This is a genomic window from Actinorugispora endophytica (assembly GCF_004363075.1).
Classification (GTDB): domain Bacteria; phylum Actinomycetota; class Actinomycetes; order Streptosporangiales; family Streptosporangiaceae; genus Actinorugispora; species Actinorugispora endophytica.
Genome location: NZ_SNYN01000032.1, coordinates 1 through 11,361 on the forward strand (window position 1 = coordinate 1; position 11,361 = coordinate 11,361).

Sequence of the window (11,361 nt, forward strand, 5' to 3'; positions counted from 1 at the left end):
GCCGTCGCCGCCCGCCGTGACCTCGCGATCCGCGTGGCGTGAGGCCGAAAGACCCACCCGAAGCACCGGCACGCCGAACCACCCCCGCGCCGGAGGCTCCGGCGCGGGGAGGGTCGGGGCTCTGCCGGGTCGGGGTCCGCTGTGTGAGGGTTTCGTTGGTGATCGTGACGTCAGCGTTCCACAAAACGGACAAAGTGGAACGCCAGCGTCACGATCATCGAGCAGGCCCCTGTGGTGACCGCGAACCGGGAAGAGGGCTCACGGCCGTCGGGAGAGTCACCCGGCCGTCCCGAACCGGCGCGCCGTCTCGGCGGTGACCGAGGCGATCACGATCCAGGCCAGGCCCTGGGCGCTGTTCGGGTCGGCGCGGAGCACGGACTCCTGCTGGCTGGCCCACCAGCGCAGCGAGGGGCTTCGCAGGTTCAGGACCTCCGCCCGGTGCCGGTCGACCTCGGTGCTGCGCGACCGCACCAGCAGCGCCGTCGCGTAGAGCCGGTCGACGATCCTGCTGTCGGGGGGCAGCAGGACCGAGGAGCCCAGCCGCCGGTGCTCCATCCTGATCTGGTTGCGGAGTTCGCGCAGCGGCGCGGTGGTGTGCGCCACGACGTCGGCGACACCGCCGCGCACCTCCCGCAGGATCCGGCAGCCCCGCCCGAAGTGCCGTCCGACGCAGGTCAGGTGGGCGCACGTGTGCCTGGCAGCGTGGTCGAGGAAGACCCCGCGGTCGCCGAGGAGCCGTCGCAGCAGCTCCTGGTCCCGCTCGTCGCCCAGCGCGAGTTCGACCAGGCCCGCCTCGTCGATGAAACGCCCCCGGTACCTGGGCCGGACGTGCGGGGCCAGCCGCGCGGCGACCGCCGCGCAGGCCAGGTCCATCGCGATGCGGTTGTCCAGCGCGTGTTCGACCAGCCTGGCGAGTTCCGGGTCGGGCCGCTGCCGCCGCAGCTCCAGCGTGATCCCCTCCAGGTTCTCCCGCCACCACTGACGGGGGTCGGCGTGCTGGTCCTGCATCTCCAGGACGAGCAGAGTGGCCGGATCGGCCCGCTTCGAGCCGCCGCCCCCGCCGAAAGGGGGACGCGGGAAGGAGGGCAGGGAGGGAACGGGGAACCGCGCCTGGTGCCCGGGGTCGGGATCGGAGGGCAGCACCGGAGGGTGGACCGGAGGCTGGGCCGGAGCGGGCAGTTCGATGGCGAGGGCGCGGGCGCGGTCCAGCAGTTCCTGGGCGGTGGGACGGTCGTCCGGGTTCTTGGCCATGGCCCGCAGCGCGAGATCGGCCAGCGGCCCGGTGAAGTCGTGCATCGCGGGCTCCCTGTTGAGCACTCGCTGGATGACCGCGTGCGTGTTCTCGGCGGCGAAGGGCTGGTGCCCGGTCGCGGCGAAGACCACCAGGCAGCCCCAGGCGAAGACGTCGGCGGGCGGCCCGCCGGGCTCCCCCCGGTAGCGTTCGGGGCTGATCGTGCCCGTCGTGCCCAGGGGGGCCGACCCCGTCTCGGTCAGCCCCTCGCCGTCCAGGGAGAGCGCGATCCCGAAGTCCAGGATGACCGGCTTGTCACGGCTGATGATGACGTTGGACGGCTTGAGGTCCCGGTGCACGAAACCCGCGACGTGGATGGCGCGCAGCGCGTCCGCGACCACCCGGGCCAGCAGGAGCGTGCCCTTGGCGGACAGGCGGCCCTGGTCCTGCAGGTTCCGGCCCGGAACGTACGGGGTGACCAGCCAGGGGCGGTTCCCGGCGAACCCCTCGTCCAGCAGCGGGATGGTGTACTCGCTGCGAACGCTGCGCAGCGCCTCGATCTCGTTGCGGAACCGCTGGCGCCTCTGGCTGATCTGCCCGGACGTCTCCGGCCGCATGAGTTTCAGCGCGACGGGGCGGCCGCCCGCTCCGATCGCGGCGTAGACGACGCCCATGCCGCCCTCGCCCAACCTGCCCAGCAGGCGGTAGCCGGGAATCCGGATCTCCTCCTCGTCGGGGGTCAACGGGGACAGGTCCGCGGGGAAGGTGTTCGGCATCGGCGTTCCGGAGTGGAGGGAGGGGCCCATCAGTCGATTATCGGCCGTTCCGCCGCGGGGGTTCCGCCGAATGGCTGGATCCGGTCAGTATCGGGCCTTCCGCGGCGGTCCGGCACAGGGGCCGCGGCAACGGGGACGCCCACCACGGTTCCGGTGCGGGGCGTGCAGGGCGTGCGCGGCGGTGCGCGTTCGGAAACACCGGGAACCGGAGGACACCTTTGAAGGCCGCGTGACGTTCGCGCTGCCGTCGCTTCGCGAACGTCACGCGCCCCCGGACCGTCGCCGGTGGTCGGGCCGGATCCCGGCCGGCCCTCCGAGCGGCGCCGCGGGGGATTCTCTCTAGCCCGCGGGCGGGTACAGCTCGGTGACCGAGACGACCAGGGGGAGGTCGGTCTCGGGGTCGCGGTCGCCGAAGGTCACCTCGGCGACGACCACGTCACCCCAGCCCAGGTAGTCGGCCAGGTCCCGGCCGGTGACCGCGAAGGTGCCGCGGCCCTCGCCGTCGGTCGACAACTGGTCGGGGTTGAGGCAGAAGCGCGCGCACAGGACCTCGGCGTCGGGGGCGATCAGCGTCTCCAGGGGCTGGTCCACGCCTTCCGCCGGGTCCCACCGCTCGCCCCAGTCCTCCGGGGTGATCTCGCCGCCGCTCTGCCCCTCGAACGCGTCGCCCGTGTCCTGGAGGGGGGTGTACGACCACGGGCCGGAGATCAGGTTGGCCTCGCCCGGTCCCTCGAAGCGGACCGTGATGGTCCCGCTGTCCAGTTCCGGGGGCACGGGGGCGGACGAGGAGTCGGCCGCGGGGGCCCCGGGCTCGGCAGTGGGCTCGTCCCCGGGATCCCCGCCGAACGCGGCGACACCGGCCCACACGGCGCCGCCCACGAGGAGGAGGGCCAGCACGCCGCCGCCCGCGAGCAGGAGGGTGCGGTTGCCCGGCTTCCCCGGGGCGGACGGGAACGCGGGCGCCGCGCCGCCGGAGACGGTGGAGAAGGCCGCCGTGGTCTTGGCGGGCTCGGAGGGCCCGTGGAGGGCGGTCGGCGCGGGGAGGGAGACCGCCGGTCCCGTGGGCGCCGGGAAGCTCGGAGCGGAGGAGACGGGCAGCGTGGGCTCGTCGGCTCCGGGGCCCGCCGGGGTCACCGGTCCGGCCTGGCCGGGAAGCGTGGGGCCGTCGGCGTCCTCGGCCTTGTCGGCCTTCGGAGCCGGGGAAGGGGCCGCCTCGGGTTCCACCGGATCCACCGGTCCGGCCTGGGCGGGAACAGCGGGCGCGTCGGGTTCGGGCGTCGGGGGGACGGCGGGCGCGGGTTCGGCGGGCACCGGGGCCACCGGGACCGGGGGCGCCGGTACGGCGGGTGCTGACGGGACGGCCGCCGCGGCCTGCTTCCTCCAGCCCTTCTTACCCTTCGCGCGCTCGTCCAGGTGGACCACGCGGGGCAGCAGGGCCGGTTCCACGATCCCCTGCCACTCCCGGTGCAGCAGCCGGGTCACCCCGGAGCCGGGACCGGCCTCGGTGCCGACCGTGCCGAGACCCTCCTCCCACAGCGCGATGGAGCCGCGCACCACGTCGCGCACGCCGGGTCGCTGCTCGGGGTCCTTGGCCAGCGCCGACTCCAGCAGCGGGCGCATCTCGTCGGGAACTCCGTCGAGGTCGGGCTCGGCCGTCCCCACCCGCTGGGCGAGCGACTCGGGCTCGCCCTCGCCGAACGGCAGGCGGCCGGTGGCGGCGAAGGCCAGGACCGCACCCCAGGCGAACACGTCGGACGCCTCGCCGGGCGGCGCTCCCCGGTGGCGCTCGGGGGCCGTCCACGCCGCGGACCGGCGCACCACGTCCGGGTCGCCGGGCAGCACGCAGTCCAGGACACGCGGGCCGGAGGAGCTGAGGAGGATGTTGCCGGGCTTGAGGTCGCCGTGCGCCAGGTCCAGCGCGTGCAGCGTGGACAGGCACTCGCCCAGTCCGGCGGCCAGGGCGATGAGGCGTCCCGGGCTCATGGGGCCGCGCTTGCGCGCGTACCGGGACAGCTGGGTGCCGGGGGCGTACCGCATGGCCAGCCAGGGCGTCGCGGCCTGGGCGTCGAAGGCGACGGGTGGTACGTAGCAGCGTCCGTCGACCCCGCTCAGAGCGCGCAGCCGCGCGTCCAGCAGGGCGCGGGACGCCGGGTCGGTCGCGTGCGAGGGGGGCAAAGTCTTGACGGCCAGCAGCACGTCCGGTTCCACGGTCGGGTGCACGGCCGCGTACACGGTTCCGGTCCGCCCCGAACCGAGCCGCCCGACCAGCGCGTACGGCCCGATCTGGCGGGGGTCCTCCGACGCGGTGGGGGTCAGATCGGGCGGGACCAGAACGGAGATCGTCCGTTCGGAACGTCGGCTCATCATGGTCCTGTCTCAAGGAAATCCAAGGTGGAACGCTGGATCTTGTGGCGCAATAGTAGCCAACCAGCGGTTGTCGCCATTATCCGGAGAACTCGGTCATCTTGTCAGATTCGGAAGGCGGATCCGCTCCTCCGACATCCTGTGATCCGCGTCCGCCGCAGCGGGTTCTGCTCCCCTTCGGCGAGCCTCGGTCCGAAGGGCGGACGCGTGGCGCGCCTTTCGCGGACGACGCCGCCGGATCGGCGAAGAGAACTACTTTGGGTAACTATAGAGGCATCTCGAGTTGCGGAACGTGATTGGATGACGGTCGGGTCTCGTGGGGGCGGTGGGAATCACGCGATAGGGTCATCCCTAATTCGGCTCTCTCGGTTGTGCCGGACGCCCTTTCGGCGTGTCCGCCACCGGAGAGGACCGGCTCCCCGGCGCCTTCGCGCCGCATCCGCCTGTTCGACGCCCGAAAGCCCCCAACCGTTAGCGGAGTCCGCATGCTGACCGGAGGAGAGCTCGCAGCCCTGATCGCCGTCGTGGTCTGGGCGGTGGTGGCCGCGTTCCTGTGCGTGGTCCTGTTCAAGCTCACACGGCTCCTGGCCGAGGCCACCAAGGCCGTGTCCGAGTTCCGGGAGCGCACCGGCCCCCTGCTCGACGACGTCACCGCCACGGTCGAGCGCGCCAACGGCTCGCTGGACCGGGTCGAGGAGATCACCGCCAACCTCGCCAGCACGAGCGAGGACGTGTCCACGGTCACCGCGCTCACCCGCTCGGCGGTGACCGGCCCGCTGGTCAAGGTCGCGTCGCTGTCCTACGGGGTGCGCCGGGTCCTGGGTCGGCGCAGGGAGCTGGCCCTGATCCGCACCCGTCGCAGGAGGGAGCGCGCGTGATCGGCAGGACCCTCTACTTCGTCGCGGGGGCGGCGCTCGGCGGGTACGTGGTGCACCGGCTCACCCGCACCGCGCGCGCCTGGACCCCCGGCGGCATCGCCCACCGCGTCGAGGGGCACGTCTCCTCCTACCGGGACGCCCTGCGCGAGCTCAACGACGACGTCGCCGACGCCGTGCGCGAGCACGAGGCCGAACTCACCCGCCGCTACGCGCCGGAGACGCCCGAACCTCCGGCGTCCCGCGCCCTCCCCGAACGCTGACCGGTTCCCGCTGTGCCGTGATCCTGCCCGCGCTCACGATGACCCTGGGCTTTTCGAGCCTTTCACGTCCCGGAACGGACGGAAAACCGCTCAGAGAACACTGGTCCGTGTCCGATCGGACGTGGCACATTCCGTAGAGCCGTGCCGCGCGCCTTCTCCGTCACCTGGGTCATGCTGGCGGAGCCACGCGTATCCGCTTCGCCACCACCGCTGACTTCTGCGATCCGCACGCCCTGGTTGCCGCAGTTGGGGTCGTCTACGCACCGGACGGGGACGTGCTCCTGGTCGCGGAGACGAAGGGCGTTCTCACCGGGTGGCTGACGGGCACGTTGGCGGGTGCCTACCCCGGGCCTGCAACGCCGGCGCGGCCGCCGCACGGCTACGTCCAAGCGGTGGTCGTGGTTCCGACCGCCCGCAGGTCGGGGACCGGGGGATGCTGCTGAAGGCATCCGCTGTGCTCGCGCGAGCACGGTGTGGGACGGGTGTTCGCTGTGCCCGACGAGGGACCCGGGGGCGCGGGCCGGGTCCGGTGGCTGTCCGCACGCGGCTTCACCGCGTTGGCCGACTCTGACGAGCCGTGGCCGGTGACAGGGCGTTGGGTGAACCGCGCTACGTAGAGCCGCAGCTTCTACGCTTGGCCGTGCTCGTGGACCATCGCGCGCAGGCCCTGGGCCGGGTGATAGCCCTCCAGGTCCCGCACCAGAGCGGTCAGGCGCCCGCGGGTGGTCGCGCGCAGCTGTCCGGCCGGGATCGCTTCGAGCGCGCTCGAAGCGACCGCGACCGCGTCCTGGCCCTGGCGTTGGGCAGCATGGGCGCGGGCGTGGACCACGGTGGCCGCGGCCCAACCGGGAGATCCGGCGCGCTTGTGCGCGAGGGAGGTCTGCGCGTGAGCGGCGGCAGCGGCGGGGTTCCCGGCGCTCAGGTGAGCCTCGGCCAGGTGTAGGTGGAACTCGGCCTGGTCGAACCCGAACCGGCCGGGCCGCTCCTGGGCGGCGTCCATGTGGTGGCGGGCCTGGGTGGTGGCCGTGGCCAGCTCCTCGGTGCGCCCCAGCGCGGCCAGGGGACGCAGGCGACACCAGGCGGTGATCTGGGCTCGGTGCAAGGGGGTGTGGGCGTGCTGGGCCGCCTGATCGGCCAGGTCCAGTGCCTGAGTAGGCCGGTGCCGGGCGTGGGCGACCATGGACTGGGCGCCCAGCGACCAGCCGGTCAGGTGCGCGTGGCCGATCTCGGTGCCGATGCGGGCGGCGGTGCTCAAGTGGATGAGGGCGCCGGCGCTGTCGTCGGTGTGGTGGGCGAGGTTGCCCAGCAGGGCCGAGAGCCAGCCGATGATGTGCCGGGCCTCGGTGTTGGTGTCGCCGTGGCCGATGAGCAGGCTCCGGCAGCGGGACACCTCGGCGGCCAGGGCCCGGGGCGGATAGTGGCTGTAGCGCTGGGCGTAGAAGTCCAGGGCGTGGATGTAGTCGAGCCCGGGACGGGTGGGCCCGTGTTCCCACCGGCACAGCATGGCGGTGGTCAGCCCGGGAGGGGCGAGCCCGTCAGCTCGGTAGACCTCGCGGACGGAACCTGTCAATCGCTGTGAGACGTTCTATGCTGCGGGTTTTCCCAGACCGGGAGTGGTTTCCTCCTCGCCCTCGATCCGGGGCGGTTTGATCAGGTCCCACTCGTCGTCGGTGAGGTCACCACGTGCCATGGGTCTGGTCTACCGGTTCGGGCACTCGCCCGGGGGACGGGCGCCCGAACCGTGATCAAGACCCGGAACAGGCCCCAGCGGTCCGGGGCCGAGAGGTGGGAGGCGTTCCCGGGACGGTCGCGCGAGTGCGGTCACCGCGGGCTCCCCACCGCGATCAGCGGCCCCGGCGAGCACGTACCCGACTCCTGCGGTCAGCACACGGGGAGGAACTAGAGGTGAACCAGCCGCTCTGTCGGCGGTGTCCCCTAACCTTCGTCGGGGGTGGCGGTGCCGAGGATCTCGGCGATCCGGATGGCCAGGCGCAGGGCGGTGGTGCCCTCGGGGATCTCGTCAGAGGCTTCGAGGGTCCAGTCGGCACCGCGGTCGTCGCGCATGTCGAGTTCCACGGTGAAGCCGGTCTTCTGGTTGGTGATCCGCAGCGAGCCCGGGGTGTTCTCGTCGGGAACACGCACCGTCAGGCCCGCCGCGTCGAGAAGGGCGGCGACGGTCTCGGTGTAGCGGTCGAACTGGTCCTCCGACAGCAGTTCGGGTACTTCGGTGTCGATGGAGGTGTCGACTCCGCCCCACCCCTGAGGGACAATCGGGGTCGGGAGTGCGTGGACGTCGGTCATGGATGTTCCCCTCTCCTGTATGCGCCGTCCGGGGCGGATGAGGGTTCCAATCTCATTCCTCCGCCTCGGACGGCGTTCTTGCCTGCCTTTGGCTGCTTCTTGTGAGACGGTTCTCACGTACTGCTAGGGTGGCATATGTATTTGCTTCATACAAGCGCCAATGCAAATTGGCATAAATCTTCGGGGGAGTCCATGGCGGCGAAGCGGGAGCGGCGTATCACCCTAAGGGCGCAGTGGCTGGGGCAGATGCTGCGTCAACTCCGGGAACGAAACAACCTGACGCTCAAGGACGCCGCCGAATACTTGCAGAAGGACCTCTCGACAGTCAGCCGGTTCGAGCTGGGGACTTTCCCGGTGAGGCGCGGTGATCTGCTCGCCTTGATGGATCTGTACGGGGTTGATGGCAAGTCCCAGCGGGACACGCTGCTCCAGCTCTGCGGAGAAGTGTGGCAGACCGGTTGGTGGGAGAAGTACTCCGGAGATGACGTCTGGGGTTCCACCATCGACGGAGTCTGGCTGGAGAGCCGGGCTCACACTCTCAGCACATTCGCGGCATTGACTGTCCCAGGGCTGTTGCAGACCCCTGAATACGCCCGGGCGTTGATTGACATGGTTGACAGTGACGCTTCCGAAACGCAGATCGAACGATGGGTCGAGCTCAGGCTGGCCAGGCAGAAGATCCTCACTGACAAGCGACTCAGCAGTTTTTCCGTGGTGCTGGATGAGGCAGCGATCCGTCGCCCGATCGGCGGCGCATCCGTTATGGCTGGCCAGCTGCGCCGTTTGGTCGCGGTCGCCGAAACGGGGCGGGTCGAGGTCCGGGTGGTTCCGTTCGGAGTCGGTGCTCACCCGAGTCCTGAAGGAGCTTTCACCCTGCTCACGTTGGACGCCCCGTTCTCAACCGTCGCGCATATTGAGAGCCGAGGAGGTGGGATTTATCTAGAACGTGGTGATGCTGACCAATTGGCCGCTGTATACGATCGGCTACGAGGGATCAGTCTCAGCCAGGAAGACTCGGTCGCGTTCATCGCGGCCCTGGAGAAGGACCTGTCATGAACCGGGAAGCGTCGTCAGTGGTCGGCTGGCATACCAGCAGCTACAGCATGAACGGTGGCGGTCAGTGCGTCGAAGTCGGCTGGCACGTCAGCAGCTACAGTGCCGGTCCCTTCCTTGACAACGCCCCTCGGACCGCTGTTCGTGACTCCACGCAGCGCGGCCTCGGCTTCCTCTCCTTCCCTGCTGCCGAGTGGGACGCCTTCCTGTGCGCGGCGGCCCGAGAGGCGCTCTGACCCCGCCTCATTCCCGCTTGTCGTACCCCGTCGCCACCAGGTACAGCAGGGCGTTCATCGTCGTGCCCGACACGATCTCCCGCTTGGCCACCAGCTCGGGCACCCGGCCCAGCGGCACCCACTCGACGCGCTCGGCCTCCCAGTCCTCCTCGGGGGCGCCGACGCGCTCGGCGGTCTCAGCGAGAAAGACGTGGTGCTCGGAGTCGGAGATCCCCGCAGAGGGCTGGGCGTACAGCAGCGGGCGCAGCGGGCCGGGCCGCCAGCCCGTCTCCTCCTCCACCTCACGGGCCGCCGCGGCCTCAAGCGATTCGTCCTTCTCGATGCCACCGATCGGGATCTCGTATCCCCACGAGTCGGTGATGAACCGGTGCCGCCACAGCAGCAGCACCTCACCCGTTCCGTTCACGACGACGGCCCCCGCGCCGGGGGCCGAGCGGATCACCCGGTGCTGGAGGTGCCGTCCGCCGGTGATCTCCACGTCGGCAAGGCGGATGTCGAGCCACTGGTCCCGGTAGAGCGGTTTCTCGGAGTGGACGGTCCAACGCATGCGACCCCTTCCAGGCGTGAGGTTCCGTCAGGACATCAGGCAATCACAGAGGAAGCCGGAGTTCCGCATCGGCGTGTTCGGCGAACTCGCGAACGCCGGGTTCGGCGCTGCGAGAAACGAGCGCGGACCGCACCGAGCGCACACGGTCGTGCAGGCGGCCCGACTCCATGCCTCGGACCCGCGCCAGCATCTGCCAGGCGGGCTCTAACGCCTCGTCCACCCGCCCGGCCTGGGCCCGCACCATCGCCAGACCCGCGAAGCGGTGCACCTGGCCACGCGGATGCGCCTGCTCGACCATCGCCAGACTCTCCACCGCGTAGCGCTCGGCCGCGGTCAGGTCGCCGAGCTGGCGCAGTGCCTCGGCGTGCTGTGTCTCCACCAGCCCCGGCTGCACGTACGAAGCCTCAGAAGGCTCCTCGCCCGTGCGGATGTGCCCCGCCGCGCTCTCGGAACGGGTCATCTGTGCGTGACATGCCAGTCGGTCCCCGATACGGGCGTAGGCGCGAGCCTGCATCGTGCACAGGTCGGAGACCAGGGCGGGGCTCAGGCTAGCTCCGGTGGCCCGTAGAGCCGTCTCCGAGTACTGGATGACGAGGCGGTATTCGCCCATGCTCATCGCCTGGTTGGCCAGTAGTGCCACCACGTATGCGCCGAAGCCCCGATCGCCGCTGGCCTTGGCCATGCGCAGGGCCGCGAAGAAGTATCGCTGCGCGAGGGCCTGCCTGCGAGCGTCGTAGGCGCAGATACCGGCCAGGGCCGTCAATCCGCCCACGGTCCGGTGGAGCCGTCGGCCGGTGGCGTCGGGATAGGAGGCGTTCAGCGCCTCGGTGGCGTGCCGAGCCAGGAACGCACCCAGACGCCGCCGGACGGGGAGCCCGCCAACCCGTCGGTACATCTCCTGGTACCGCTCACGAGCTTGCTGGAGCTGGATGATCTCGGTCTCGCCGATAGAACGGATTCCGCGCCCCGAGACGTCGGCATCGCCGGGAGGGTTCTCCCATACGAACGCCGGAACGACGACATCGGGGCCCCGCTCCGGCCGCGCGTCGGCAAGAAAGAACTCCTCGCGGCCGTCTTGATGCCACAGGGCGGCGGTGTGTCGCATCACCGACTCCAGGTCCGGCACGGGTCGGCGGGGCAAGCCCTTCTCCATGCCGATATCGGCCCGCGTCACGGTCCGCCCGATCCGTTCGGTCAGGACGGTGCACACGGCCTCGGGCGCACGCCCGCGCGGGACGGCCCGGTCGCGGATCCAGCGGGCGACGGCCGTGTGGTCGTAGCGTGTTCCCAGTCGGGCGTTCACACGGGACGCCAGCCCCGCGTTGGACATCCCCGCCTCCTGAATCAGGTGGGCCAGAAGGACGTTGGGCTCGCTCATGGTCTGGTGCACCTCGTTTTCGCACCCCGTGTGAATCGATCGCCTCACCGGGAGGTGGTCACACCCTGCCAGTAGAGCACTCCGCAACGATATCTCTGGGACGCCGGGAAACAAGAGGAGATCGGCCGGTGGCATGAACCGGCCACCCGCTTCCCGGCAGAGGAAACGAAAGGCGGACCGCAGTGTCGGAGCCCCCCCAGCAGGACCAGGACGTCGACGCCCTTCTCGTGGACGTCGGAGACGCGGCCGAGATGACCGAGGGTGTCGGTAAGGCCAAGTCCGAGGCCAAGCGCCAGCCGTACAACTGACGAAGACGAACCGGTGGGGGTGCCGTCAG

General features: G+C 70.9%; 11 protein-coding genes. 5 read left to right on the top strand and 6 right to left on the bottom strand.

Features of this window, described 5'->3' with window-relative positions; all coding sequences use genetic code 11:
• Positions 1-276: 276 nt before the first annotated feature.
• Together EV190_RS22000 and EV190_RS23810 are read right to left on the bottom strand one after the other, a co-directional pair.
• On the bottom strand, positions 277-2,037 hold the full coding sequence (locus tag EV190_RS22000) for a serine/threonine-protein kinase (RefSeq protein ID WP_243742727.1): 1,761 nt from the start codon (positions 2,035-2,037) through the stop codon (positions 277-279).
• A gap of 309 nt (positions 2,038-2,346) precedes the next feature.
• Positions 2,347-4,371 (bottom strand): serine/threonine-protein kinase, encoded by a 2,025-nt coding sequence (locus EV190_RS23810; protein WP_208113287.1) that lies wholly within the window; start codon positions 4,369-4,371, stop codon positions 2,347-2,349.
• Between the two features lie 485 nt (positions 4,372-4,856).
• Here EV190_RS23810 and EV190_RS22010 point away from each other — a divergent pair, with 485 nt between their 5' ends.
• A complete protein-coding gene (locus EV190_RS22010) occupies positions 4,857-5,249 on the top strand; it encodes a DUF948 domain-containing protein (RefSeq protein ID WP_133743520.1) in 393 nt (130 codons plus the stop codon).
• Entirely contained in the window at positions 5,246-5,509 is a 264-nt protein-coding gene (locus EV190_RS22015; RefSeq protein WP_133743521.1) for a DUF6167 family protein, read from the top strand. The genes EV190_RS22010 and EV190_RS22015 overlap by 4 nt, the downstream gene beginning before the upstream one ends.
• A gap of 628 nt (positions 5,510-6,137) precedes the next feature.
• Here EV190_RS22015 and EV190_RS22020 read toward each other — a convergent pair.
• Both EV190_RS22020 and EV190_RS22025 read right to left on the bottom strand, forming a co-directional pair.
• Positions 6,138-7,079, bottom strand: a complete 942-nt coding sequence (locus EV190_RS22020; protein WP_133743522.1) for a hypothetical protein — start codon at positions 7,077-7,079, stop codon at positions 6,138-6,140.
• Between the two features lie 365 nt (positions 7,080-7,444).
• Positions 7,445-7,810 (bottom strand): hypothetical protein, encoded by a 366-nt coding sequence (locus EV190_RS22025; RefSeq protein ID WP_133743523.1) that lies wholly within the window; start codon positions 7,808-7,810, stop codon positions 7,445-7,447.
• Between the two features lie 192 nt (positions 7,811-8,002).
• Here EV190_RS22025 and EV190_RS22030 point away from each other — a divergent pair, with 192 nt between their 5' ends.
• Together EV190_RS22030 and EV190_RS22035 are read left to right on the top strand one after the other, a co-directional pair.
• Positions 8,003-8,866, top strand: coding sequence for a helix-turn-helix domain-containing protein (locus tag EV190_RS22030; protein WP_133743524.1), 864 nt, complete (start codon positions 8,003-8,005; stop codon positions 8,864-8,866).
• Positions 8,863-9,099: a DUF397 domain-containing protein gene (locus tag EV190_RS22035; RefSeq protein ID WP_133743525.1), complete on the top strand. Its 237-nt coding sequence runs from the start codon at positions 8,863-8,865 to the stop codon at positions 9,097-9,099. Before EV190_RS22030 ends, EV190_RS22035 begins: the two co-directional genes overlap by 4 nt.
• Before the next feature lie 7 nt (positions 9,100-9,106).
• Here EV190_RS22035 and EV190_RS22040 read toward each other — a convergent pair whose 3' ends face one another.
• Together EV190_RS22040 and EV190_RS22045 are read right to left on the bottom strand one after the other, a co-directional pair.
• Entirely contained in the window at positions 9,107-9,646 is a 540-nt protein-coding gene (locus EV190_RS22040; protein WP_133743526.1) for an NUDIX hydrolase, read from the bottom strand.
• A 43-nt stretch (positions 9,647-9,689) separates the two neighbouring features.
• Positions 9,690-11,024: a transcriptional regulator gene (locus EV190_RS22045; protein ID WP_133743527.1), complete on the bottom strand. Its 1,335-nt coding sequence runs from the start codon at positions 11,022-11,024 to the stop codon at positions 9,690-9,692.
• A 182-nt stretch (positions 11,025-11,206) separates the two neighbouring features.
• Here EV190_RS22045 and EV190_RS22050 point away from each other — a divergent pair, with 182 nt between their 5' ends.
• Positions 11,207-11,332: an albusnodin family lasso peptide gene (locus EV190_RS22050; RefSeq protein WP_133743528.1), complete on the top strand. Its 126-nt coding sequence runs from the start codon at positions 11,207-11,209 to the stop codon at positions 11,330-11,332.
• Positions 11,333-11,361: the final 29 nt, after the last annotated feature.

Excerpts from the sequence above, each read along its gene's own strand:
- EV190_RS22045 (WP_133743527.1), bottom strand. The coding sequence starts at position 11,024 with ATGAGCGAGCCCAACGTCCTTCTGGCCCACCTGATTCAGGAGGCGGGG.
- EV190_RS22000 (WP_243742727.1), bottom strand. The coding sequence starts at position 2,037 with ATGGGCCCCTCCCTCCACTCCGGAACGCCGATGCCGAACACCTTCCCC.
- EV190_RS22035 (WP_133743525.1), top strand. The coding sequence starts at position 8,863 with ATGAACCGGGAAGCGTCGTCAGTGGTCGGCTGGCATACCAGCAGCTAC.
- EV190_RS22040 (WP_133743526.1), bottom strand. The coding sequence starts at position 9,646 with ATGCGTTGGACCGTCCACTCCGAGAAACCGCTCTACCGGGACCAGTGG.
- EV190_RS22025 (WP_133743523.1), bottom strand. The coding sequence starts at position 7,810 with ATGACCGACGTCCACGCACTCCCGACCCCGATTGTCCCTCAGGGGTGG.
- EV190_RS22010 (WP_133743520.1), top strand. The coding sequence starts at position 4,857 with ATGCTGACCGGAGGAGAGCTCGCAGCCCTGATCGCCGTCGTGGTCTGG.
- EV190_RS23810 (WP_208113287.1), bottom strand. The coding sequence starts at position 4,371 with ATGAGCCGACGTTCCGAACGGACGATCTCCGTTCTGGTCCCGCCCGAT.
- EV190_RS22030 (WP_133743524.1), top strand. The coding sequence starts at position 8,003 with ATGGCGGCGAAGCGGGAGCGGCGTATCACCCTAAGGGCGCAGTGGCTG.